The 24902-nt window shown below is 46.7% G+C and carries 19 protein-coding genes and 4 pseudogenes; 10 read left to right on the forward strand and 13 right to left on the reverse strand.

The genetic code is table 11. The features are described from left to right. Window positions 1-186 precede the first annotated feature (186 nt). Together ahpC and ahpF are read left to right on the forward strand one after the other, a co-directional pair. Complete coding sequence (gene ahpC, locus ABDK09_03910) at window positions 187-744, forward strand: alkyl hydroperoxide reductase subunit C (protein XAW87408.1); 558 nt, start codon at window positions 187-189, stop codon at window positions 742-744. Window positions 745-915: 171 nt separating this feature from the next. Beyond that, window positions 916-2485 (forward strand): annotated as a pseudogene (gene ahpF / locus ABDK09_03915) (alkyl hydroperoxide reductase subunit F). 65 nt (window positions 2486-2550) lie between these two features. On the opposite strand, the gene ABDK09_03920 reads toward ahpF, so the two are convergent. The 7 genes from ABDK09_03920 to ABDK09_03950 all read right to left on the reverse strand — a co-directional run bounded on the left by ABDK09_03920 (window position 2551) and on the right by ABDK09_03950 (window position 7882). Further along, on the reverse strand, window positions 2551-3111 hold the full coding sequence (locus ABDK09_03920) for a porin family protein (protein XAW87409.1): 561 nt from the start codon (window positions 3109-3111) through the stop codon (window positions 2551-2553). A 128-nt stretch (window positions 3112-3239) separates the two neighbouring features. Continuing rightward, entirely contained in the window at window positions 3240-3998 is a 759-nt protein-coding gene (locus tag ABDK09_03925) for an alpha/beta hydrolase (GenBank protein ID XAW87410.1), read from the reverse strand. A 64-nt stretch (window positions 3999-4062) separates the two neighbouring features. Further along, window positions 4063-4227 carry a helix-turn-helix domain-containing protein gene (locus ABDK09_03930; protein ID XAW88453.1) on the reverse strand — a complete coding sequence of 55 codons (165 nt, stop codon included), beginning with the start codon at window positions 4225-4227 and terminating at the stop codon, window positions 4063-4065. After that, on the reverse strand, window positions 4214-4915 hold the full coding sequence (locus ABDK09_03935; protein ID XAW87411.1) for an AraC family transcriptional regulator N-terminal domain-containing protein: 702 nt from the start codon (window positions 4913-4915) through the stop codon (window positions 4214-4216). Before ABDK09_03935 ends, ABDK09_03930 begins: the two co-directional genes overlap by 14 nt. Before the next feature lie 310 nt (window positions 4916-5225). Then, window positions 5226-6374, reverse strand: a complete 1149-nt coding sequence (gene yiaY, locus ABDK09_03940) for an L-threonine dehydrogenase (GenBank protein XAW87412.1) — start codon at window positions 6372-6374, stop codon at window positions 5226-5228. 412 nt (window positions 6375-6786) lie between these two features. Beyond that, a complete protein-coding gene (locus ABDK09_03945) occupies window positions 6787-7107 on the reverse strand; it encodes a cysteine-rich CWC family protein (GenBank protein ID XAW87413.1) in 321 nt (106 codons plus the stop codon). A gap of 166 nt (window positions 7108-7273) precedes the next feature. After that, on the reverse strand, window positions 7274-7882 hold the full coding sequence (locus ABDK09_03950; protein ID XAW87414.1) for a histidine phosphatase family protein: 609 nt from the start codon (window positions 7880-7882) through the stop codon (window positions 7274-7276). A gap of 270 nt (window positions 7883-8152) precedes the next feature. Between ABDK09_03950 and ABDK09_03955 the strand changes: the two genes are divergently transcribed. The 5 genes and pseudogenes from ABDK09_03955 to ABDK09_03975 all read left to right on the forward strand — a co-directional run bounded on the left by ABDK09_03955 (window position 8153) and on the right by ABDK09_03975 (window position 13794). Further along, window positions 8153-10717: a DUF2339 domain-containing protein gene (locus ABDK09_03955; protein ID XAW87415.1), complete on the forward strand. Its 2565-nt coding sequence runs from the start codon at window positions 8153-8155 to the stop codon at window positions 10715-10717. Window positions 10718-11081: 364 nt separating this feature from the next. Beyond that, window positions 11082-11553, forward strand: a pseudogene (locus ABDK09_03960) (hypothetical protein). 255 nt (window positions 11554-11808) lie between these two features. Next, entirely contained in the window at window positions 11809-12078 is a 270-nt protein-coding gene (locus tag ABDK09_03965) for a PTS sugar transporter subunit IIB (protein ID XAW87416.1), read from the forward strand. 12 nt (window positions 12079-12090) lie between these two features. Then, a pseudogene (locus ABDK09_03970) lies at window positions 12091-13348 on the forward strand (PTS ascorbate transporter subunit IIC). Next, the gene (locus ABDK09_03975) at window positions 13345-13794 is read left to right on the forward strand and encodes a PTS sugar transporter subunit IIA (protein ID XAW87417.1); all 450 of its coding nucleotides are present in this window, start codon (window positions 13345-13347) and stop codon (window positions 13792-13794) included. The pseudogene ABDK09_03970 and the gene ABDK09_03975 overlap by 4 nt, the downstream one beginning before the upstream one ends. Window positions 13795-14124: 330 nt before the next feature. Here ABDK09_03975 and ABDK09_03980 read toward each other — a convergent pair whose 3' ends face one another. From ABDK09_03980 to ABDK09_03990, 3 genes are all read right to left on the reverse strand, one after another. Further along, on the reverse strand, window positions 14125-14505 hold the full coding sequence (locus ABDK09_03980) for a hypothetical protein (GenBank protein XAW87418.1): 381 nt from the start codon (window positions 14503-14505) through the stop codon (window positions 14125-14127). 204 nt (window positions 14506-14709) lie between these two features. Then, the gene (locus ABDK09_03985; protein ID XAW87419.1) at window positions 14710-15300 is read right to left on the reverse strand and encodes a LysE family transporter; all 591 of its coding nucleotides are present in this window, start codon (window positions 15298-15300) and stop codon (window positions 14710-14712) included. Window positions 15301-15333: 33 nt separating this feature from the next. Beyond that, window positions 15334-16158 carry an AraC family transcriptional regulator gene (locus ABDK09_03990; protein XAW87420.1) on the reverse strand — a complete coding sequence of 275 codons (825 nt, stop codon included), beginning with the start codon at window positions 16156-16158 and terminating at the stop codon, window positions 15334-15336. 399 nt (window positions 16159-16557) lie between these two features. Here ABDK09_03990 and ABDK09_03995 point away from each other — a divergent pair, with 399 nt between their 5' ends. Then, window positions 16558-17781: a hypothetical protein gene (locus ABDK09_03995; GenBank protein ID XAW87421.1), complete on the forward strand. Its 1224-nt coding sequence runs from the start codon at window positions 16558-16560 to the stop codon at window positions 17779-17781. A 138-nt stretch (window positions 17782-17919) separates the two neighbouring features. Here ABDK09_03995 and ABDK09_04000 read toward each other — a convergent pair whose 3' ends face one another. After that, window positions 17920-19725, reverse strand: coding sequence for an Ig-like domain-containing protein (locus ABDK09_04000; protein ID XAW87422.1), 1806 nt, complete (start codon window positions 19723-19725; stop codon window positions 17920-17922). Window positions 19726-20795: 1070 nt separating this feature from the next. Between ABDK09_04000 and ABDK09_04005 the strand changes: the two genes are divergently transcribed. After that, a complete protein-coding gene (locus ABDK09_04005) occupies window positions 20796-21947 on the forward strand; it encodes an FUSC family protein (GenBank protein ID XAW87423.1) in 1152 nt (383 codons plus the stop codon). A 308-nt stretch (window positions 21948-22255) separates the two neighbouring features. Next, on the forward strand, window positions 22256-22711 hold the full coding sequence (locus ABDK09_04010) for a MarR family transcriptional regulator (GenBank protein XAW87424.1): 456 nt from the start codon (window positions 22256-22258) through the stop codon (window positions 22709-22711). Window positions 22712-22881: 170 nt separating this feature from the next. Here the strand turns inward: ABDK09_04010 and ABDK09_04015 are convergent, their stop codons facing one another. Together ABDK09_04015 and ABDK09_04020 are read right to left on the reverse strand one after the other, a co-directional pair. Then, window positions 22882-23820: an alpha/beta hydrolase gene (locus tag ABDK09_04015; protein XAW87425.1), complete on the reverse strand. Its 939-nt coding sequence runs from the start codon at window positions 23818-23820 to the stop codon at window positions 22882-22884. Window positions 23821-23877: 57 nt separating this feature from the next. After that, window positions 23878-24793: pseudogene (locus ABDK09_04020) on the reverse strand (alpha/beta hydrolase). Between the last annotated feature and the right edge of the window lie 109 nt (window positions 24794-24902).

Here is a 24902-nt window from a genome sequence, read left to right on the forward strand (position 1 = left end):
ACTTCCTGAAATCTCCTTTCTGACTCTCCCTCTCTCGTTTGTACCGTAGCTTACTATGAGTAATTTTGGATAGAAATTACCTATCAATTTAATAGTAATAAGCGATTTTTCTTAATCTCGACTTGGTGGGAATATAGTTCCCGAAGACAAGACATTCCAACCAATAACTTAAAGGAAACACGGAATATGATTAATACTAAAATCAAACCATTTAGCGCGACTGCATTCAAAAACGGCGAATTCGTAGACATCACAGAACAGGACGTTCTGGGCAAATGGGCAGTATTTTTCTTCTATCCTGCGGACTTCACTTTCGTATGTCCGACAGAGCTAGGCGACCTTGCAGACCATTACGCTGAGCTTCAGTCTCGCGGTGTTGAAGTGTACTCAGTATCAACTGACACCCACTTTACTCACAAAGCATGGCACGACAGTTCAGACACTATCGGCAAGATCAACTACTACATGGTTGGCGACCAGACCGGCAACATCACCAACAACTTCGGTGTAATGCGTGAAGGTCAGGGTCTTGCAGACCGTGCGACGTTCCTGATTGACCCGGAAGGTACTATCCAGGCAATGGAAATCACTGCTGAAGGTATCGGCCGTGACGCAGAAGACCTGATGCGTAAAGTGAAAGCCGCTCAATACGTTGCTTCTCACCCAGGTGAAGTATGTCCAGCAAAATGGAAAGAAGGTGAAGAGACTCTGGCTCCGTCACTAGACCTGGTTGGTAAAATCTAATCAGCCTTGTCCTTAGAAATTAATTCTATAGAAATAACGCGTAATCACATGATTACACGATAATTTAAGAGCTGGTCGGGCGTTCTACCTGACGACCTGAATGCCCGGTCGGCTCTTCCTTTTATCCAGAGTGACCACTCCATTTAAAATAAATAATAAAGGTATCCCGGTATGTTAGACCAAGCGATCAAACAGCAGTTATCTCAGTATCTGACGAACTTAAAACAGCCAGTCCGTCTAGTGGTCAGCCTAGATGAAAGTAAAGGCGCGCAAAATATTCTTGAACTGGCGAATGAAATTGCTTCGCTGAGCGAACTGGTCAGCGTAGAACGCGACGACAATGTCAGCGAGCGCAAGCCTGTGATGACAGTGACAAACCCTGACAAAGGCACCTCGTTGAGTTTTGCCGGCGTACCAATGGGCCATGAGTTTACTTCTCTGGTTCTGGCACTGCTGCACTCAGGCGGCCATCCAATCAAACTGGATCAGGCTACGATTGAACAGATTGCACAGCTGGACAAAAAACTGGACGTGGAAGTGTTTATTTCTCTGTCATGCCAGAAACTGTCCGGATGTGGTGCAAGCCTTTAACATGATGGCTGCGATTAATCCTGATGTGCGCACCACCATGATCGATGGCGCCCTGTTCCAGGATGAAGTAAAACAGCGCGATATCATGGCAGTACCTAGTGTATTTGTGAATGGCGAACTGTTTGGTCAGGGTCGTATGACACTGGCTGAAATACTCAACAAGTTAGATGACGGTGCGGCAGAGAAAGCGGCCTCCAGCCTAAACGAAAAAGACCCATACGATGTACTGGTTGTCGGTGGTGGCCCTGCTGGTGCTGCGGCAGCAATTTATGCAGCCCGTAAAGGTATACGCACAGGTATTGTTGCTCAGCGTCTGGGTGGCCAAGTGATGGACACCATGGCAATCGAAAACTTTATCTCGGTCAAACACACTGAGGGGCCAAAACTGGCGGCGAACCTGGGTGAGCACCTTAAAGAATACAGCGTTGATATTATTACCGAACAGCAAGCTGAAAAGCTGATGGGGTCGGAATTTACCTCCGATGGCAAAATCCATATCAATTTGCAAAGTGGTGCTACCCTGAAAAGTAACAGTGTTATCCTCAGCCCGGGTGCACGCTGGCGTGAAATGAACGTACCGGGCGAGCAAGAATATCGCAATAAAGGCGTTGCTTACTGCCCGCACTGTGACGGTCCGCTGTTCAAAGGTAAGAAAACCGCAGTTATCGGTGGTGGTAACTCAGGTATTGAAGCGGCCATTGATTTGGCAGGCATCGTAGAACACGTGACGGTACTGGAATTTGCCGACACACTGCGTGCCGACCAGGTCCTGATTAACAAAGCGAATTCACTGCCTAACGTGGATATCATCACCATGGCACAGACCACCGAAGTCATCGGTGATGGTAAACGCGTAACCGGTCTGGCTTATAAAGATCGTAATACCGACGAAATCAAGCAGCTTGAACTGTCCGGTATCTTCGTTCAAATTGGTCTGGTTCCAAACACTGAGTGGTTGAAGGATTCTGCGGTTGAACTTTCAAACCGCGGTGAAATCGAAATTGGCAGCCGTGGTGAAACCAGCATGGCAGGCGTATTCGCCGCCGGTGACGCAACCACCGTACCTTACAAACAGATCATCATTGCGATGGGTGAAGGTGCAAAAGCGAGCCTGGGTGCCTTTGATTACCTGATTCGTAAACAGGGCTAACAAGCACGATGAAAGTCAAGGGCGAACCACTGGTTCGCCCTTTTTTATATCAGGTAAATCAGCAACTAAAGGTGGTAAACTAAATTGACGTTGATGCTGTCACCCTGCAGATTAACATTATCGATATCAAAGCTATCATCAAACATTCTCAGCCATTCAACCTGTAACTCCAACGGCTGCCCCTTGTTAATTGCCATCCCCACTCCATACTGAATTTCACTTTCAGTCTCCGAATAGTCATCGACTTTCGCTTTTACTTTCCCGGCGCCCAACAAGCCATACAAGGTAAAGTTTTCAGATACGGGGACTATCCCACGCGCAAACAGACTGAATGCGGAGTTAATTTCTACTTTTGAGCCGAAAGCATCACCATCTGAAACGTTGCCATATCCACGAAATTCAACGCCGATATTTTGATGCAGTTGGTAACCTACTATTAGCCCCAGCATACCGCTATCGGTATTTTCAGAACCGGTACCATCCCAATCTACATCTGTATCCACATAGGAATATCCCAACCCGATATAAGGGTGAGGCGTGATTGATTGAGCGTTATAATCTACTGCCATTGCCGTTGTTGATAATAAAGCGCATGGTACTAACCAAAGCTTTTTTAAACTCTTCATATTCACCCTCTGACGTTGTTACTAATGTATCAATTAAAAAATTGGCGATATTGAAAGAAAAGCAAAGTCGTCAAATTATTTATGTGAATAGGTGCACACTAAATTAATAAATATATCAATTACTCGTGCTACAGCCACTCGGTCAGTTGCTTACAGATCCAGTCCGGGTTATCGAGCGGTATATCATGTCCGTCCTGTTGATTGATGACCAGACTGCAACCCCAGGCGAGCGCTAACGCCTGCGTCGCGTGGTGACTGACCAGTTGATCGCGCCGTGACGATATAAAGCGAACCGGGCATGATGGTTTCATCGCCCGAAAACGCATGGCCGCCAGCAGCTGGCGCAAAAAATTACCGCTTTGCATCGGATAACGCCGCTCCAGTTCCGCCCAATCGTTAATAACTTGCTGGTCAGGCGGGCGATTTGCAATCATAGAGTAAATCAGCTCCGCTCTGCGCTCGGGATCAGCACACAAAGCGCTGAGAATGGTGAGATAATTTTTCGGGCGCAGACGCTGATAAAACGGGCTGAATCCACGCGCCGTGGTGTTGATACACAACAGGCTCTGAACCTGGTGCGGATAATTGTGCGCCCACTGCAACCCCACCATACCGCCCATAGAAATCGTTATCAGATCAACCGGTTGATCCTTGGGCAATTGATTACGCAAGCTTTCAACCATGCCATCAATATTACAGGGGGAAATTTCTCTGCAGCGGGTGCCGGCACCAGGAATATCGAGGCAAATAAAACGACGCTGCGGAAACAAACATTGCAGACGTTGCGGTAAATCACCCCAGTGGTATTTGCCGCGGAACAAACCACGAATCAGCACCGTGTTCTGGCTCAAAGACGGTGATAAAGACAGTAAAGGTGATACCGACATGCACGACTCTCCGTGATACGCCAGCACGAAAAGAGTGAGGGCTGACGATACCTGAAGTGTAAGACTAACTGTGGCGTGAGAGTTTGAACTGCTTCGGAGTTACACCAAACTCCTTTTTGAACAAGCGGATAAAGTGGGAAATATTTTCATAGCCAAGTTCTAGCGCCGTGTCAGTCACTGACAAATGGCCAAGGTAGCGTCTCGCCTGCTGTAACTTAAGCCGAGTCAGATACTCTTTCGGAGTCTGGTTTCGTCACTAGTTTGAACTTCTGGCTGAAATTGGGCAGCGACATCTGCACTTCTTCTGCCAGTTGCGAAATAGACAATCCTTCGCTGACCGATGACTTCATGATCCGAATTGCGCGATGAATCGGATGATTTTTGTGCTGGGACAGAATATCGTAAGATCCCTGTCGTTTCATCAGCTCATACACCATCTCCTGCGTCACCAGATCGAGCAGAAAAGGAATGTTACTGTCATTGCTGCGCAGAATCTCAAGCGTGCGCAGATGTAAGGCTGACATACGATCCTGTAAACCAGACAGCTGAAAATGGCCGTTTTCAGCCTGCAAAGAGGTGTCGACTTCCAACTGTTCATTAACTCTGGCACTGACATCTTCCAGTACATCTTCGCTGAACTCGTACACCAGCGCCTCAGTAAACTCCGGCATCGACATCATGACATTGGCATGAGGTGGCAACAATACGCACTGCTCTTTATGGTAACTCAACGACTCGGACTGATTGATTCGGATATGCTTTTCGCCCTGTAAAATTGTACACAGGCGTGGCGTTTCATAGCAGCGGTATTCGCCCTGAAAATGCTTAGGCAAATGATAATGCAGCAGATTGACTTTACCGGTCGATAACGCGTATTGCGTTTCATCGACGCGGTGGAAACTATTGAGTGTTTTCATGCCATCCAAGTCGTCATTATTGTTATTTTTCGGGATTGTCAGTGTAGTGAATAAATGCTGTTTTAAACATCACTTGCCCTAAAAAAGGGAGTATTTGGCGTGTAACAAAGGCAAGAATGAGGTCTGGTTTACAATCTTGAGCAGACTACACTATAAAACTGCAAATACAATGCGACAAGAATGCGAACTTAGCGACTGCACTCATGCATGAAAACAAAATGCCCGCAGCGAGCTGCGGGCAGAATTTGTTTACTGTCATCAGTATCATGATGACAAAAGCGCAGCGAAATGACATCCGCGCCTTATCTGATTACATTGCCGCTTTCAGAATCGCAACGATCTCTTCATGCGTGGCTTGTTTAGGGTTAGTGAAACCACAAGCATCTTTCAGCGCGTTTTCAGCCAGGATGTCGAAGTCTTCCTCTTTAACACCCAGCTCTGTCAGGCCTGCCGGGATGCGTACATCAGAAGACAACTGACAAATCGCTGCAATGGCTGCCGCCGCACCGTCGCTGCCTGTCATACCTGTTGTATCCACACCCAGTGCACGAGCAACATCAGTCAAGCGCTCAGCGGCGACTTCGCTGTTATAGCGCTGTACGTGAGGCAGGAGTACTGCATTACATACACCGTGTGGCAGGTCGTAGAAACCACCCAACTGGTGAGCAATCGCGTGCACGTAACCCAGTGATGCGTTGTTGAACGCCATACCGGCCATAAACTGAGCGTAAGCCATGTTGTCACGAGCCTGGATGTCATCACCATGATCGACGGCCTGACGCAGGTTGGCCTGAATCATCTCAATCGCTTTAATCGCGACCGCATCAGTGATCGGCGTTGCGGCAATAGAAACGTAAGCTTCGATGGCGTGAGTCAGTGCATCCATGCCGGTTGCCGCTGTCAGCGACGCAGGTTTAGCCAGCATCAGCTCCGGATCGTTCACCGACATCAGTGGCGTAACGTGCTTGTCAACGATCGCCATCTTGATATGACGTGCATCATCGGTAATGATACAAAAACGAGTCATTTCTGATGCAGTACCCGCTGTGGTGTTCACTGCAAACAGAGGAAGTTGCGGTTTCGCTGAACGATCCACACCTTCATAATCTTTAATCTCACCGCCATTAGCGGCCAGCAGCGCAATACCTTTGGCACAGTCGTGAGGCGAACCGCCGCCCAGTGACATTACACAGTCACAGTTGTTGGCTTTTAACTTAGCCAGGCCCGCTTCAACGTTTTCCACCGTTGGGTTCGGTTTGGTTTCATCAAACACAACAGACGCAACACCAGCCTGCTCAAGCAGTTTACTGACTTTTTCAACTACCCCGATTTTGTTCAGGAATTTGTCTGTCACGATCAGAATGCGAGTAAAACCGTGCGAGGCAATGGCAGTTGCCGCTTCACTCAGACAACCAGGACCCATCAGGTTAGAGGAAGGAATGTAAAACATATTAGACATTTTGTGCTCCTTTTGCGCAGCCAACAATGGCGCTTTGCGTGTCCGTAACTCCGTACGTTACGAATCATTGCCGGTAGGCTATCAGGGACAAAAAGGGATAACTCACGCGTTTTTCAACAAAGTAGCTCGTATTTTCAAAACCACGAAAGGAAACTTGATCAAAATCATAAAAGTGAAATACCAAGTTAAAAATTGATCAGTAAGGCTATTCTGAGTCACATCTTCAAACGTGTTCTATGACACACATCAGGTTGACCCGACGTATACATTTTGTTCGGGCCACACAGTGTATGCGCAGAAACGTGAGTTTGAGGTAGTAAAGCTGCGTCTTCTGAAGGGATTACTTATTTGGCAGGTACGCTATTCGCCTAATAAATCAGTTAGTCGGCTAATCAATTAGTTAGTCGACGGATCAATTATCCGGCTGATAATAGCCGACCTCAGCGCTGCCGGTAGCTGAGTGAACACTTGAGTCTGCAGTGCCCGCACTATTCTCTGTATTGGCCGAATCTGGATTAGACATAAGCTGGAATTTTTCTGCACAACCACGACAGATACACGCTTTACGTTTGGCGCTAGCAGGCACTTGATCCAGCAGTGCTGGCGGGAATTGAATATTTGGATCATTACACCAGCACGATTTGGTGACATCGTTACTGCCCAGATTAACGCAGGCGTTACTGTTGCCACACAGCGGGCACAGCAACGGATCAATAATATTAGATTCAGACACTCTCTTCCCTCATCAACTGCCCCGGACTTTACTACTCTGCAAGGTAAAGCGCGAAGCCGCTCACAGTACGCAATCTGCCGAGGTTAAGCAAGCCAGCAGCGATAAAGTAAGTCACCGACTGCAGTAAGTGGCATCAGTCTTAACCGTGCCCTTTACATCCATTTTCTCAGCGTCCCAAAAAGTGACCGTCATGAAAACAACTGACCCGCTCGGCCTCACCGTTCTGGATAATATAGAAAGCATCCTGAGGCAGATCGAGTTGCCAAATGTCATCGTAGCTTAACCCCAGCAGAAGGCCACGCAGCACAATCCCGGTCAGACCATGGCTGACCACGACCAAATCCTCATGCCGGGGCGCTTCATCTAACCAGGCATTAACCCGATATTTCACCTCTGCAAACGACTCGCCGTCTGGCGCTTGCAGATACCAGTCCGGTGTAGCCAGTAAATCCGGCTTTTCATCCAGCAAGTCAAACAAAGGCTTTTCTTCCCATTGCCCGAGAGAAAACTCTTTCAGACGCGGCTCGTGAGTCAGGTCCGCTTTCGCGTAACCAACCTCATCGCAGATAATGTGCGCGGTCTCGACCGCACGCCCGAGGGAGCTGGCATACATGCGATAACTGCGCCCCTGAAGATGGGATTTGAGCTGTGTCCCCATCGCAAGGGCTTGCGCCCTGCCGGTAGAGGTCAGAGATGAGTTGCAATGTCCCTGCAACTTACGTTCGGCGTTAAACTGGGTTTGTCCGTGACGAATCACAAAGATTTTTCGGGTCATGCCTGTCCTGCAATCTGGTTGCTGATAACCCACATTAACCAATCAGATTCTTTGGCGCAAAGGTCGGCGCCAATAAGGGCGATCAAGCTAACATTAGCTGACTATCACGATGCTTTATCAATCTGTCACCACCCTAGCGAAGCCAGCTTTGATATGCAAACCTGAGCCATAACTCAGACATTCAACGAGTCTGTGTTTAAAAATCAACAACCTATTGCCTATCTGGGCTATAGTATTTCTATATGTGGCAGACGAGTTCATAAAATAGAGATGATTTATCTGATAATGCTGATAGCGATGTTCGCTCTGATGGGCTTTGTCGTATACGGCGCCATGCTGGGTATACGTTCACGACGTCAGTTCACCGAACTGCAGCAGCGTATTGAACAACTGGAACGTCAGTTACAAGTACGTCAGCCAGCAGCAGCTCAGACTTCCGCCTGGCCGCAAGGTTATCAAGTCAAACTGGCCAACAAGATTTCATCGGCTGGCGATATTTCACCCAACTCCTGGTGGAAGCGTATCCGTCAGGCCATCAGCAACTTTCCGACCGGCGATCAGTCAACCAATGCGCTGTTCTGGCTCGGCGGGATTGTACTCACCTTTGGTGGTCTGTTCCTGGCCAAATATACTCTCGAGGCTGGTCTGCTCTCCCCGCTAACCCGGGTACTACTGGGCTTTATGGTCGGGATCGGCTTTATTGCGGCAGCGGAATATCTGACCCGTAAAAAAGAATCGCTGGAGATCCACAGCGACTATCTGTGCGCCGCGCTGGTGTCAGCCGGTGTCATCACCTGTTACGCCATGACTCTGGTCGCGTCTCACTATTACCAGCTCATCTCGTCCGGTACCGCATTCGTCATTCTGGCTATCATAGCGCTGACCACCACCGCCATGACATTACGTTATGGTCCGATCGTCGCTGTGATTGGCATTTTAGGTGCCTACTCGGTACCGTTCCCGTTCTGGTCATTCGATTACAGTTTGCTGACTATCTCAGGCTACATCATGCTGGTCAGCACGTCTGCCATTGTGGTGGCGAATCAAGTCAGACGCCCCTGGCTGTGGTGGCTGAGCTTTTGCGCCCACTTCAGCTGGTTCTTGGTATTAATCGCGCTCAGCAGCGTTTCAGATGCAGGGATTATCGTGCTGTTTGCCCTGATTTCGCTCTACCTGTATGTGCTAAGCGATGTACTGGGCTGGCGCCTGCAACAGGGTCAGCAACGGCCACTACCGATCAAAGTTCTGTTGATGCCGAGAAAGGAACAAGCCGGTCTGCTGGCAGCATTACTTCCGGTGTGGCTGTTTTACATTGTGCATGGCTATCAACCTGGCCTGATCTTAGCCAGCGTATTGATACTGGCACTGTTATGCATCGCTCCACTGCGTCACTCTGCATTTGACACCTGGCCTCTGCTCGGCTGGCTGCTCTCAATCGTGACCTGGTGGATGCTACTGCCACAAACCAATTACACGGATCTGGATTTTATGTTCAGCGGCGCCCACCTGTTCAGTCAGGCAATTGCTCTGGCGCTGTTTGGCTACGCGCTGTGGATGCAACATTGGCAGCCCAAACGGCTGGCCTTTTCTCTGCTGCTGGTGATCGGGCCAAGCTCCCTGTTCGCCCTGAGCTATATCTTCTCGCCGCCGCAGGCCAACCTGAGCATGTATTCACTCTGGGCAGTGGAACTATTGGTTTTGGCCCTGATTGCCGAGCGAATCACCGCACGACACTCTTGGGGTTGGGTTACTCTGTCAGGCATCCTGCTTGCCAACTTAAATATCAGCCTGATCTTAACCATGCTGCTGGAATCAAGCACACTGACCCTCGCCCTGAGCTTACAATTGATTGGCCTGGGCTACTGGTGCCAGCGCCTGACACTGACCCCGCCACAATGGCTGGTCAAAGCCTTGCTGGCTGCCCTGCTGATCCGCCTGACCCTTTTCCCGTGGCTGGATGATTACCAAAATGATCAGATATTAGGCGTACACTGGACGCTGATCGTTTATCCGCTGATCCTGGTCATTCTCGCTTTCGCCCGCCGTTACTATCAGGATACCCAGCTTCGTCAAATCATGGCCGGCGCCATGTTGCACGTGGTGGCGCTGCTGGTCACCACCGAAAGCAGTTATCAACTGGTTGGTCACTATCCTGATTTCAGCGCACCAAGCTTTAAAGAAGCGATTCTGCTCGCGATGAACTGGCTGATCATGGCAACTGTTTATGCCTACCGCAGTCAATATTCCCGCTCTCTGCGGCCGGTTTATCTTGGCTTCGCAGCGTTGTTAACCGCTGGTGCCGCGCTGTACCACATCGCGCTGCTGACCACCTTTAATCCGTGGTTTGCAGAGCTTACCATTGGCAACACACCGCTTTGGAACTGGATGTTGCCGCTATGGTTAATCCCGGCGTTACTCTTGTTGGCTGTGGCTCGTTTGAATTTGAACCTGATCCCCACTCAGATAAAACCGGCGCTGTATGGTATCAGCGCGGTGTGGCTGTTGCTGTTTATCAACGGTACCATCAGGCATGCGTTCCATCAGGATATGATCTGGCTCGGACTGCCGACCGAACAACAGGAGATGTATGCCTATTCACTGGTCTGGCTGGTGATTTCTGTGCTGACGCTGATTATCGCGCGCCGCATGACATTGCCACTCCTCACCCAAACCGGCTTTATTGTGCTGGCCGCCGTGGTCTGTAAAGCATTCTTAATCGATATGTCCCAACTGACAGGCCTTTACCGCGCCTTGTCATTCCTGGGATTAGGTTTGAGTTTACTGGGTGTAGGATGGCTGTTTCAGAGAATGAAAGTAGATAACCGTGAACGGTGATCGACAGTTATCCAGAAACAAACAACGAAAAACGGGGCAAATATGTTTTGTTTTTCGTTGTTGTAGACCGGTCGGGTTTAGTTATTTCTGACGCCAACAGCGTAGCAATTTTTACTGAATTTTTGTCCTGTGTTCCAGGGGAATGTTTATCGTGGATAGACGTTTCCGGCGGTTTGCCCTGATAGTTAGAGCAATCCTAATCATCGATGGTCTCCTGTGCTCCACCAAATCTATACGACAATCAATCCGACCTGATCATTTCTATGAAGTCGATGAGCGTATATACTTTGAACCAGAAGTTTCTTTATCTAAATACCAGTATGGTGATAGATAGTATCAGGAATTCAGGATGTTAATGAAAAAAATGGATGCGCCTCATGATATGCAAATAGGCGCCAGATTTGAAACTAAAAAGCATGGCTACGTCACGGTGGTGGAGTACTACAACACTCATACGGTGATCGTCGCTTTTGAAAATACCGGGAATATTCGTTCAATCACTGCAGCAAAGCTACGAAACGGGCAAGTCTCAGACCGTTTCTGTACCACCACAATCAGCTATGGTGGGAGAAAAAATTGAATCATTAAAACACGGCACCCTCACTATTATACAAGTCGAGTCAGAGAACATTGTTGTGCTCGAAAATAGCGAAGGCCAAGAAGTTCGCTTGCTTATGGCTGCGGTACAAAAACTTCGTGATAATTTAGATACGGAAGAAGAGACTCAAGATTCAGTTAAGTTACCAACATCATTGAGTGCTTTAACCAAACGCAGTAAGAAAACCAAGGACGTCAATAGCCTGCTTAAAAAGATGCTTTCTGACTACGGTAAATAGCTATTTCATCTCACCTTGAAAGCTCCCTTCCTCCCGTGGTAACACCGACAAGATCTGGATCACACATTTAATGCTGAGGTTTAATCCGGCTTTCAGTCGTGTGAAAACCTCACTCATTAACGAGATCTAGTTCACAAGAGCAATTTACCTTTGTGACATGAATCATATTTAATTTTTGAACGATTAGTTATCATTTTTTACATCCTATAAAGGAAAAAACAATTATTACTAAGAAACCCTACAGAGAATTAAATTATGAAAAAAATTATGGTTGTATGTGGTAACGGCCTGGGTACATCACTGATGATGGAAATGGCTGTTAAAGAAGTTGCTAGTAAAATTGGACTGACAGCTGAAGTAGACCATGAGGATTTATCTTCTGCATCGTCCAGTAAGGCTGATATATGGGTAGCTGCAACTGATGTGGCAAACCAACTGGCAGAGCAAGGTAAAGAAAACATTATCAGCCTGAAAAATATCTTTGATAAGGCTTCAATTGAAGAACAATTGAAAAACTTTATGTAAGGATTTAATACTATGGCAAACTTTTTTGAATTTATGCTTGGCTTATTAAAAGAACCAGCAATAATGGTTGGTCTTATTGCATTTATAGGTCTAGTTGCGCAGAAATCTGACATTTCAACCATTCTTAAAGGTACTATTAAAACCGTAATGGGATTCCTAATCCTAGGTTTTGGTGCTAGCGCTCTTGTTGGTGCTCTGAATAATTTCTCAACAGTCTTTATTGAAGCATTTGGGGTAAGTGGTGTAATTCCTAACAACGAAGCTATTGTTGCTCTTGCACAAAAAGCCTTTGGTTATGAAATGGCACTAATTATGTTCTTCGCTTTCATAGTGAACATTCTGCTAGCACGTTTTACACCATTAAAATTTATTTTCCTCACCGGCCACCATACGATGTTTATGTCGATGCTGGTGGCAGTGATCCTATCGACCGCGAAGATTGAGGGAGCTCTTCTAGTAGCAATGGGCTCAATCATCGTTGGCTCACTCATGGTTATCATGCCCGCTCTTGTACAAAAATACACTGAGAAGGTTATGAATACAGACCAACTCGCGATGGGCCACTTTTCAACATTCTCTTATATCATTGCTGGATTTGTTGGTGCTAAATTTGGCGATACATCTCGGTCAACTGAAGATTTGAATGTACCTAAAAGTTTAATGTTTTTGCGCGACACACCTGTAGCAGTTGCTGTAACAATGGCATTATTCTTCATGATATCCTCCATTTTTGCCGGTGGTGACTTTGTCGAAACAGTTTCAGGGGGGCAAAATTGGGTGGTGTTTACTTTCATCCAGTCACTCATCTTTGCAGGCGGCGTATATATCGTACTGCAAGGTGTAAAAATGCTTATCGCTGAAATCGTACCAGCCTTTAAAGGTATATCTGACAAGCTAGTCCCTGGAGCGCGTCCAGCTCTGGATTGCCCAATGGTATTTCCAGTTGCACCTAACGCCGTATTGATTGGCTTCTTGTCTTCGTTCGCTGCCGGACTTGTAGCGATGGCGGTGCAAGGAGCTTTCAACTGGACTATTATAGTTGCTGGCGTAGTTCCTCATTTCTTCGTTGGCGGTGCAGCTGGTGTATACGGCAACGCTATGGGTGGTCTTCGTGGCGCGATTCTAGGTTCATTTACACAAGGCCTATGTATCTCATTCCTACCGATGATGTTACTGCCTGTTTCTTGGCGGTCTTGGTCTTGAAGCAACGACATTTGCCGACTTTGATTTTGGGGTCATTGGTTTAGCTTTGGGGTGGCTCGTTTCATGAGTATATTTAATTTAATTGGCGATAACGGTATTGTTATCAACACCGAAGAAAACCTAACTGTTGATGCGGCGCTGGATATCACCTGTTCAGCATTAATCAAACATGGAAAAGTTGATAAAAGCTACTTGGAGGCAATTAAATCAAAGCATAAGGAAATTGGTGCTTATTATGTGTTAGCCCCCAAGATTGCTATGCCACATGCTCGACCAGAAGATGGTGTTAATGAAGCTTGCTTACAAGTGACCGTTTTTAAAAATGGTGTAGACCTAGAATCTCAAGACAATGGAGATGTTTATTTTTCCGTAACTCTGGCTGCAATGGACTCAGATAGTCATATTCAGACAATAGTCGCTCTATCTGAACTATTCCAAAACGATGATGACATTAATGCTATTATTGCAGCGAATAATGAAAACGATATAGCGGAAATACTTAAAAAGTATTAAAAATAATTCCGCTCATTATAAATCAGGCCCTCATTAATTTTTGAGGGCTTTTCACAATAATTGAATATTAAAGTTAAAATTACACACTTTCTGGATCTTACCTTACTTCTAAGACAGTGCTCTATTCTTGTTCTGGAATCACTATCTGCAGGTCAAAAAATAAAGGCGACTTTTAGGTTTCTCGTCTCCTGGCAATATTACAAGGACACACATCATCCCCAACAAAAACAAAAAAGGCGCCAACAACTTTACCGCTGCTAGCGCCTTAAATCATTAGAGCATCGTATCACTCACAAAGAACGAAATTGAGCTTGTCGAACAGGAACGAGCTTACTCTTCTTCAATATCGCAATCAGTGCAACTTTGCAGGGCGATCTCGTGCTCAAACACCACACTATCGTTACCTTCAGCCACCAGCTCCGCGATTTCATCCGCGACTTCTTGCTCATCTTCCGCTTCAACCTGGCTTGCCAGTTCTTCGTCAGAGTAACCGTAGAAGTTCATCAACAGGTAATCGCGTGCTTCTTCTTTTGTACAAGTTACATTCACCGAGATATCTGGCTCAATGTTGTCTTGCGCAATAATCGTCGCCACTTGAGCCAGGACATCCTCTTTCATTGCAGCGGTTAACCAACCAAGGTCTGTGCTTACTTTAGTTTTTTTACAGTTAAAACAAGGAAGTGGATGAAAGTAATATTGAAAATCAGCCATAAGTAATGTCTTCATTAGGAGTTGTAGAAGAAGATTATGCGCGTTTTGCAGAAAAATTCTATCTCAATCAACACGAAAGATGGAAACGGATGCAAAACAGCGGTTACAAGGACACACACCCTAGTGCTCAGTCTCCGCATCTTAAAAATGCGTTAAGCTTGGCAATTAGTCCGTTAAAACCACGGCACCACATATCCACTTCACTCAGGTGTGCAGAAACGGACTGACTCCCATGCTCAGTGCAACAAAAGCCAGAAACAGCGCCATCAGTTTATTAATCATGGTCAGATAGCGGGTCTGATTAATATTTTTCCCCAGCAAACGGCCAAAGATAAAATAAGACCACGGCGCGCCAAAAGCGAAGACAGCAAGACCGATACACCAGGCCAACAGCAGCAGACCAGTAATCCCTGCGGCCGAAAACTGCACGGTTGCGACCGGCAATGCCACCGTGATGCCTTTCGGGTTAAGCAACTGCATCAGCAGCCCATCACGAAAAGTCAGTACACGAGGCTCGGTATTAGAGTAATCCCCGACCGGAGCGCTGAAAATTTTATACGCCAGCCAGAGGATATACAGACTGCCCAGCACTGAGGCGCCTTGTAGGAGCGAATCATTCATCACCTGCTCACCGATCAGAGCGAGTGAAAAGAACAGAATGAACATGGCCACGGCCACTCCGGCAAAGAAGCCAAAAATGCGAGTCTGCTTTTGAATACCATTATTCAGGCCAATAGCGTTCACCGGCCCAGGCGTGTACATCACGCCAAAGGCATAAAGAATTATGTCTGTCATGGGTTACTCTTAGAATGAATCAGATTGTGAAAATCAAACGCTTAACTGACGCTGATATTGATGTGGCGTGATGCCGAAGCTCTTTTTGAATTTACGATTTAAATGGCTCACATCCGAAAAGCCAAAGTTAACCGCGACATCGGATACTTTATCCCCGGTGTGCAGTGCCTGTTTCGCCCGGTTAATACGGCAATTAAGCACATATTGATGCGGCGTCATGCCAAACTGCAGGTTAAATTCGCGAATAAAATGGTATTTGGACATGTTTGCTGCCTGGCAAATCTCATCGACTGTCATCTTTTGACTGAGATTGCTGAGAATGTACTCTTTAGCACGCAGCAACAGGGTGTCTTTACGCCGGTGATAATGGCCGGAATGAAACGTACCGCCTCCGAGGCGTATGACCGACTGAGCAATCGCCAGCAACGCGGCTTCTTCTTCCAGAGCGGACAGATCCGCTTGCCCCATCATTTGGCTTAGATGCAATACCTGACTGCGTAGCACTTCATCATTGAAGATCGACGATTTAAGACGCGCCTGATCGTCGGAAATGTGTCCGAGCGATCGCATCAGATTGGTCAGCGTTGCTTGCGGAATATAAAGCATCTCATATTGCAGCTCTGAGCGTGCCCCTGCACTGCCATCGTGTACCTGCTCGGGATTAAACAGCATCACATTACCGGCATTACTCTTATGGAACACCCCGTCACTGAAAAAGTCCTGACGACCTTTGCGAGTCACACCAATGCTGTACTCTTCATGCGCATGCTTGTCATAGCTGAACTCTTTCATCTGGGCAGAAAAAGCGCTCAAACCATTAATATGCTGACTCGGAAGATACTGAAACTGCTCTTGCATGATGCTGCTAATCACTCGCGTTACTGTTGGAATTCAGTATAAGAACTCCGCCAGCGGAAGAATAGAATAAAATTGCGAAGTTCTTCGTCCGCCTGATAATAGCCACGCACTGAGTGTTCAATACAAAGTGTAAAGTATGAACACTTGTGTAACACAGCCTGCTTTACGCTAATTTTTCAGACACTTAACCGACCCTCATCATTTTGGGCCTGTTTAATGGCACACAACAAGTGTTCACATTAGTGAAATCTTAACTATAAAATGCATAAAATTCAGAATGATACCTATTGGCCCACTCTATGCTTTCTGACCCGGTGCAACACCAACGCGATTTTTGTAAGAACAAACATGACGGTAATACGGGAAAGAAAACAGAGTCCCGTACCCGGCGGAGGTTTTATGAAAGCGACACCAAAAACATGGTGGCACAGTATAGGTTCGCACTGCGCCGCTTTATCCGAGCTCAACCCACTCCAAGATTGGGAAGCCCGCAAAGTTATTAAATGGCTGGCGTGGCTGCTGATTGCATGCGCGGCTGTGGGTTTCCAAACAGCTCAGAGTGCGGCCGGTGATGCATCCGGCCAAGGCGTACAACCTATGGAGGTGGACGGTAACCCTACCTGTTCTGACCTGTTGGGTATTCCTGATCTGCAAGAGCTAAAAGTTGAACCGGTCGCTGACGGCACTTATAGCGATGGCGACCTGACAGTCATGATCGAGGTTCAAGAGGGGGCCAAAACCTTCTCTTGGGATCAGGGTGACAGCAGTATCATCATGCAGGGCGTATTTGTTAAAGGTGGCCCCGGCGGTAACCTGTATGAATATTATGCCGATGGTTTGCTGGTTAGCTCAGACACAGGCTTACACTCTCCGGTCGGCAAAAACGGCCGATACGCTGGTTTAAGCCATATCTCTTTTTGTTACACTCCTGGCGCACCAGAAATCAAAATCACTAAAACTTGTACCTACGGTGGTTTAGAAGGCGGTGATACCCTACGTTACAACTATAAGTTGGTAGTAGAGAACACCGGCCAGTTACCTTTGTATGATATTACAGCCACCGATACAACCGCAGAAAATGTCGACCTGTCCGGTAACTCTCATGTCTACCCTTGGGGTATGCTGGACGTCGGGGATTCACAAGAGTTCAATGGCTCCTTTACTGTCGGCCAAAACGGTATTCTTAATGAAGCCATGGTCACAGCCGCACTGGTCAGTGGCGGCACACCATCCGTTACCGATGATGATTCATTCGACTGTCCTTCACAAAACATTCAAGGCACACTATCACTGCAAAAAGACTGTGATGTCTACGTGGTGAATCGTTTTGAAGAAACTGGCATGAATGAATATGGCCTGAAAGTAAAATATAGTGGCAGCGTATGTAATACCTCTGACGTCACCATTAATGGCGTCATTGTTCAGGACAATAAAGACCCTGAACCACATGATATAGGTACGCTTACCCCGAAAGGTACTGAGGGTGCTTGTGCTGACTACAACGGTAGTTATGAACCTGTTTCCCGGGGATGGCGAAGGTCTGCCATTAGCGGGGGAAGCTGTGCGTGCTTTTACCGATCAAGTAAATGCATTAGGTGTTACCGCATTTGGTGGTATTGTTGAAGCCGTTCCTGCGAATGCAAGCTGCACCTTATGTCCAGCTTGTGCTGACCTTGAACAATGTCCGGTTGATGTAGTACAGTTTTAATTAATGACATTCGACACCTGAAAAATACCCGGCATCAATGCCGGGTATTTCCATTATTTGTTACGCCCCTTGCCAGGCTTAGTCGTTCCGCCCGAGGTGCCAGAATCTGCAGACGTCTGCAGGACTATCGACACCACCGCGCTTGAACTGCCAGCACCATTGCTAATGGTATAACTAAAGCTGTCGCTCGATTTAAAGCTCTTATGCGGCGTATATTTCAGGCTACCATCAGCCATTAATTGTACGGTACCTTTACTTGGCTGAGAGAACGAGGTGAGAGTGACTGCAGAGGTATCGTCAATCACATCGTTCGCTAACACATCAATCACCACCGAATCTGTATTCGCCAGAGAAACCGAATCATTAACCGCAACCGGCGCAGTCCCCGCTGAGCCATTATCCGCCAGGACAGCATAATTAACTGTGGTCGCCGCTTCTGTTTCAGTTTGTGAACTGTGCTTAGTTGAAACAGTCAGCGTATAATTGTTCGCCGCCGCGCTATCCGACGACACCACGGAGATAACGACCTGACCAGACTCCCCAGGAGCCAAAGTCATCTGCTCACTGCTCGCCTGCCAGCCACTTGGTACAGCCGTGCTGACATTAAAAGACTCTGGATCACAGTCTGCGCTGTCACGGTTGGTGACCATAACCAAATACTGTACTTGCTCTCCGGCTGCTGCCGCATTATCGGCCATGGCCGTCGCACTGATTTGTGGAGCGCTTGCATTGCAGATTTGAGGCGAAACATTACCCTGACCTGAATCTCCGAAATTAACGCTCACCTCTGCGATACCATTCGCGGCACTGATAAGGCTGAAGGTTACACCCGAATCCGGATCGGTATAGCTGTCACCAACTGGCATCGCAGGATCGAACCAGTCATTACGTCCATATGCCTGATGAAACTGTGAATCCGTTTTAAAGTGCAGCAGATTACTGCTGCGGCCATCGCCATCGGTGGCAGCACGAACCACGATGCCATCCGTCACGTCACCCCGATAAAAACGATATGAGCGGTCAGCGAGGAAATCATCGAAGCCGACAGACTGACGGTATTCGATATAGAACCATTTCATTGCCCCGGTCGACGCATCTGTACCACGTGGGATTTTGATAGTCACAGGTTGATCGTCTGAGGTTTCATAATTGAAGATCGAATAAGTTCCGCTTTGCGTCACTTCTAACGTTCGCGAGGCATGCGTACCATTCAACCATCCCAACTGTTCTTTCTGGAAGGTGTTGAAATAGCCAATGTCCGGATTACCCATCACATCGTAGGTGTCGCCATACTCATTGATGGTACAGCTGTTGCCCAATGTTTCATCACCACAGTCCAAAGCACGCGAGTGATACAATCCGAAGTTGTGGCCCAGTTCATGAGCAATGTTGGTCGCAGTCAGCACGCCATTAATAAACGCGCGGGTTGGGACCCCATCCATCGTGGCAGAGCCGGCAACACCACACGCTGCCGTGGTCATCAGATACACGATACGATCATAATTACCTATGTCGATGCCGGAATTAGCAGCCTGTTTATCCGCTTCGTCCTGTACCGCGTTCAAATCACAAACCTGATTAGACAAAGGCAGTGTGAACCACCCCGCGACCTGTCCGGATAACCAGGTTTGGCCAAAAGAGTTTTCACGATAGAACTGATCTACCTGGCCGAATACCAACTCATCCGCTTCAGCGATAGTGAGTGGTTGTTCCTGTGGGTTTTCCTGGAAATTAACCAGTAAAACCAGGGTATTTTGCTGACCGGTAGTCGAAATGTTTATTGCTGAATATGCCGAAAATGGAACCACGGTCATGATGCTGAGCAAGAGCAAACCAAGAGCATGCAAATTTTTAAGCACACTTTTCCCTAAACTAAATGGCACAACAGAGTTAATAGAATTCAACGTCTTCCCCTCAGACTCACGCGTAATAATTTTCAATGCATTCATTACTTAAGAAGTTATTCTTTGAAATAACATAAACTTGCCGAACATATATTTACTTTTAAAATAAGTAGGGGGCAATTGTTTGTATACAATAAATTGCAAATATAACTTTTATGTTTTTAACCTAAATTTTCGCAATAACCCCCCCCTCCTCAAAGTGAAAGAGGATAAAATTATAATATTATTTTTCAATCAGTTATGACAAAAATCCATATTACTTGCGATAATTTAGACAAACTCATACCGCACCTGTTTTACACAAATGATGGCATACTAAAAAAATATGATGTTCAGACTAATAAAATCCAGGATTAAAAATACCCAATATGATTACGTAAACATATTGGGTTATCTTTTAACGATGACAATGCTATCAATAAATATATTTATAACTCAAGAAAAATTTGGTTAATTTTTGGTCAAGCCAAAAAATGCAATATGTTAACATTGCAATAACAATTAAAAACCCCAACTAAAGTTAACAATATCAATATTTTCAACTAGTTTAATAATATCTATTTGAACATATTTTATTAACACTCATCATTGAAATACCACTCTTCATCGTACTGATCACCTAAATATCAGCTGTATTAACATTTATATTTGGAATAAAGATCACTATTAATAACGACCACATCCGTATGCATGAGACGCTCTGTGCAAGCAAATTGAAACTAAGCGTCAGACCCGGCAAGTGATAGAGCCTTCTGATATCACATCAAGCCTCAACCCGATTCACATAGTGAAAGCAACCTGCTTGCGTAACTGCAGATCTTTTCCTGAAAACCACCCGCTTTTCACACCCTGCAGGCAAATATCAAAACACCCTACTTTCGAATTTTCTGTGCTACTCCAACCAATAATTTGATTTGAAATTCAAATTAAATTGGCGAATAATCAATCCAACCCACACGGTTGCGCCGCGACCGCCATCAGCGCTATTCAGTGAAATACGGATTTTTCGAGGTAAATCGATCTTCATGACCCAAGTAAACGAGATACAGTATTCAACACCGGCTAAAGTCAACATCGGATTGTTGCGCACAGCCAAGTATTTACTGCACAGACAACAAGTTAAAAGCAGCTTACGAGTTGAGCCATTACCATCCTTTCGCAACGAATTTCTGGCTGGCGTACAAACCGGCCTCACCCTGGTAATAGCTCTGATTGCTGTTTACTTATCCCCTTGGTCCCACATGGTGGGTTTTGCCGGACTGGGCTCGTTGATCGCTCTGTTTGGGCGCTTTGAATCCCATTCCGCACGTAACCGTATGTTGCTGCAGGCGGCAGCGATCCAAACCGGATCCGTATTATTAATGTCATCCGCTAAGTGGGCAGGCTTATCACAACCTGCGCTGTTACTGTTTCTGGCATTCATGGGCGGCGTCTACCTGTTTATTTGTACTACCGGTCGTTACGGAGCGCCCGGCCCGCTTATTTTTGTGTTTGCTGCCGGCTCTTGTATCGGTGGCGAAGTGACTCAGCAGGTCATTATCGAACGGACGTTTGCCACCGGTGCAGCAACCCTTCTGGGAGTATTGATCTGCATTGCCACTGCGTTTCTGCGCCAACCTCCCGGTCCCGGTTACAATTTTCCTAAGCCACCTCCGGCTCCGGCAGTGCGTCACCGTCTTGTTGCGTCAGCTCGTACTTTCATCAGCACTGCCCTTGCCATGTTCATCGTCTGCTACGGGTTTGATGCCAACTATCCGGCCTGGGCTGGTATGGGAGCCCTCGCAGTCACTCAGGGCGCATTTCTGCACGTCAGTATGAACCGCGCGATGCAACGCATGGTTGGTACCACGATCGGAGTCATGATGGCCTGGGCGGTGTTGCAGTTTGATCCAAATATCTGGGGATTAATCGCGGTAATCGGAGTATTCCAGGTCGTTACCGAGATGGTGATCGGTAAAAATTACGCTCTGGGTCAGATGTTTGTTGCCCCGACCGCCCTGCTGATGACTCACCTCGCTGCACCATGGCTCTCCAGCGAAAATATGGTACCTGAACGGGTGTTGGATACCGTTATCGGTGCCAGTATCGGCATGGTGGTCGCGGTGATACTGTCGAGTATGGATGACCGCCGCTACTTGGATAAACTGCGCAATAACGGCAGCCAGGTATCCACCTGACTGACCACAAGGCCAGCCATCAGATCAGAGTGCGATCTGGTAGCCGGTAGCAACGGAAGATCAATGCAACAAAGTCATCAATGCCTTCGAACCCGCCACTATAGAAGGTAACCGCTTTGCAGTTGGTGGTTCAACATCTGCCCACCCCTGATTTTATTTCCAAGCAAAAGCTGATTCGTGAAATGAACGCCCCCCTAATGGCCAGCTTGCTTTGGCTTACCACTGAGTTTCTGATATAGACTCATAACTGGTTATAAATCATCAGCTTTTCGTTTGCATTTCGATTTCACTAGGCTAATAATGACACTATGACTACATTGAAGACTCCCCGCACCCGTTTCGGACTGCAATTTTCCTTTATCGCTCGCCAATGGCGCCGAGTGATGCAAGCTCATCTGGCTTCCATCGGCCTGACGGATACCACCTGGGTTCCGCTGGTTCATTTAAGCGAATGTAAAGGCATTACCCTAAAAGCTTTGGCACTGCGAGTCGGAGTGGAAAGCTCAAGCTTGGTTCGAATTATTGATTCGCTGGAAAGAGATGGTTTGGTCGCAAGAAGACGCGATGAAGCCGATGGCCGCGCTAAACAGATTTTCCTCACTGAAGAAGGCGAACTGCGCGTCGCAGGGATTCGGGCAGAACTGAGCCGTTTTGAAGCATCACTGCTGACGGAGATCACTGATGAAGAAATCGAGATCATGCTGTCGGTATTTGAGCGCCTGCAGCCAAGCCTGGATAATTACGAAAGCAGTAACGAATCCTGAGGTTCGTTTCTTGGTATCTGTTTACTGCTCAACCCATGCGCTTAAAACATAGCGATAACGCAATTATACTTATTCACCGTGTCATATTTACTGACGAACCCACTTCGAACTAAATCTTACGGTGTTAAAAAGCGCTTTGTCACCATACAAAACGCTTCTAGATTATTAGATTACTTTAAGTGTGTTCCAAGGAATGCAGAAACTTTGTCCATTGCCATACTCACCGCTTCGGGATGGTCATACAATTCATAGTGAGACCAGTTTTCCAAATTAACCAGTTGTCGGTCTTTTGACTGAACAGAGCGCCCATAGATTTCCTGTCCATCACGATAAGCACCAAAAGCCCCTACTTTTTGGCCGACCACGACCATAACAGGCTGAGTCATTAACGTTTCTGCGAATGCAAAGGCATCCCAACTCAGTGTTTTCTGTGCATGTGAAAATAACATACGAGTTGCACCACCTTCGGTTTGCCCACGTGGCGTTTTATAGTATTCCGTAGCTTCGAACACGTCGCGTTCGGTTAACCCATTTTCTTTTGCAAATTCGATACTTGGAGGGAGTAGCTCATTGATTTTCAACTCTGAACCACGCGCTTCGGCTGTTCTCTGTGCAGCCATAGCTTCAAGATTGGCGATAGGGTCGTACATACTAAAACCTTCACGGAACAAGCGGCCTAAATTGACTGGCGTAATACCTACGACAGTTTTCAGGCGCTTTTCGGTTAAGGCTGCATTGATGATGTAAGCACCACCACCGCAGATACCGAGCCCACCAATTCTATTCTCATCGACATAAGGTAAAGTCACTGCATAGTCGATAACGCGGCTGATATCTTCAACACGTTGACTCGGATCTTCTACGTAGCGAGGCAGTCCCCCCGACTCTCCTTGAAAGCTCGCATCAAATGCGATCACGACGTAACCTAACTCAGCAAGAGCCTTACCATAGACAGCGCTGGATGTTTGTTCTTTACAGCTACCGAAAGGATGGACGCTTATCATTGTTGGGTAGCGTTTCGATTCATTGAAGCCTTCTGGGAATAAAACTAATGCAGACATATCCCAAGCCATATCAGCATTTCTGAAAGTGATTTTTTGCATGTTCATAATGAATACCTTTAGAACAGAAAGGCTCAAAGCTATTAAGCCTTTCATTGGTGAATATTAAAGCGTGCGTTGGAAGAAAGATGCGAGTTGGGATACTGCGTCATCGACGTATTCTGCAACATCATAAAGTGACATGTGGTTCGCACCGTTTATGACATACAACTTTTTATTTGTACTGGCCGCGCGATCAAGCAAGTCATCACTCATCCACTTACTACCCGCATTACTGCCAACGACAGCAAGAATTGGTTGAGTCAAAAATGCTTCCGCTTTGTGATACGCGTCATAAGTGATGATTTGGTTTAAATTACGAGTAAGTGCAAAACCCGGAGCATTTGGATGTTCACAACGAGGTGTGTGGTAATACTCCCATGCTTCTCGCAATTCTGCGTTTGGTGCATCTTCTTCACGCATTGGAGCTAGAGGAATGATTGCGTACTCAGAGCCATTAGCGTCCGTTGTGCGAGCATCAGAACCAAATTCTAAGTAACCAAGAGCGTCTGCATCGTTAACCGAATTATCCCAACCATTACGGAACATTTGACCGATATTAACTGCGCTAACCATGCCTAAAGCTTTAATACGACGGTCATTAATCGCCGCGTTTGCGCTGTAACCCGCACCGGCACAAATACCCATCACACCAATTTTGTCGTTATCGACATAATCTAATGTTGTTAGATAGTCGACTACCGCACTCACATCTTCAGTACTCGTGTAAGGATTTTCCATTTGACGAGGGTGACCAGTACTTTCTCCTTGGTATGAAACGGTCAAAAGCAATAGTGATTAAACCGCTTTCCGCAAGTTTGTTCGCGTATAAACCTGCGGTTTGTTCCTTAACTCCGCCACCAGGGTGCGAAACAACAACGGCTGCATATTGTTTACTTGCATCAAAATCTTTAGGGAAGTTAATAACCGCAGAAATCTCAATACCTTGACCGTTTAGATTTTTGAAAGTGACTTTAGACATAGCGACATTCTCCATTAGAAGTTAACTGTTTGTCTCAGGCTGACCTAAGCTTCGATGTAATATTAGTCAACAGACTGTTTCGGATAAATATCGCTTTACCTACATAACT

It is taken from the genome of Vibrio sp. CDRSL-10 TSBA, from assembly GCA_039696685.1.
Lineage (GTDB): Bacteria > Pseudomonadota > Gammaproteobacteria > Enterobacterales > Vibrionaceae > Vibrio.

Bases quoted from the DNA above. Each gene is read 5' to 3' on its own strand.
- ahpC (XAW87408.1), top strand. From the start codon at position 187: ATGATTAATACTAAAATCAAACCATTTAGCGCGACTGCATTCAAAAAC.
- ABDK09_03920 (XAW87409.1), bottom strand. From the start codon at position 3,111: ATGAAGAGTTTAAAAAAGCTTTGGTTAGTACCATGCGCTTTATTATCA.
- ABDK09_03925 (XAW87410.1), bottom strand. From the start codon at position 3,998: ATGTCGGTATCACCTTTACTGTCTTTATCACCGTCTTTGAGCCAGAAC.
- ABDK09_03935 (XAW87411.1), bottom strand. From the start codon at position 4,915: ATGAAAACACTCAATAGTTTCCACCGCGTCGATGAAACGCAATACGCG.
- yiaY (XAW87412.1), bottom strand. From the start codon at position 6,374: ATGTCTAATATGTTTTACATTCCTTCCTCTAACCTGATGGGTCCTGGT.
- ABDK09_03950 (XAW87414.1), bottom strand. From the start codon at position 7,882: ATGACCCGAAAAATCTTTGTGATTCGTCACGGACAAACCCAGTTTAAC.
- ABDK09_03955 (XAW87415.1), top strand. From the start codon at position 8,153: ATGATTTATCTGATAATGCTGATAGCGATGTTCGCTCTGATGGGCTTT.
- ABDK09_03965 (XAW87416.1), top strand. From the start codon at position 11,809: ATGAAAAAAATTATGGTTGTATGTGGTAACGGCCTGGGTACATCACTG.
- ABDK09_03975 (XAW87417.1), top strand. From the start codon at position 13,345: ATGAGTATATTTAATTTAATTGGCGATAACGGTATTGTTATCAACACC.
- ABDK09_03980 (XAW87418.1), bottom strand. From the start codon at position 14,505: ATGGCTGATTTTCAATATTACTTTCATCCACTTCCTTGTTTTAACTGT.
- ABDK09_03985 (XAW87419.1), bottom strand. From the start codon at position 15,300: ATGACAGACATAATTCTTTATGCCTTTGGCGTGATGTACACGCCTGGG.
- ABDK09_03990 (XAW87420.1), bottom strand. From the start codon at position 16,158: ATGCAAGAGCAGTTTCAGTATCTTCCGAGTCAGCATATTAATGGTTTG.
- ABDK09_03995 (XAW87421.1), top strand. From the start codon at position 16,558: ATGAAAGCGACACCAAAAACATGGTGGCACAGTATAGGTTCGCACTGC.
- ABDK09_04005 (XAW87423.1), top strand. From the start codon at position 20,796: ATGACCCAAGTAAACGAGATACAGTATTCAACACCGGCTAAAGTCAAC.
- ABDK09_04010 (XAW87424.1), top strand. From the start codon at position 22,256: ATGACTACATTGAAGACTCCCCGCACCCGTTTCGGACTGCAATTTTCC.
- ABDK09_04015 (XAW87425.1), bottom strand. From the start codon at position 23,820: ATGAACATGCAAAAAATCACTTTCAGAAATGCTGATATGGCTTGGGAT.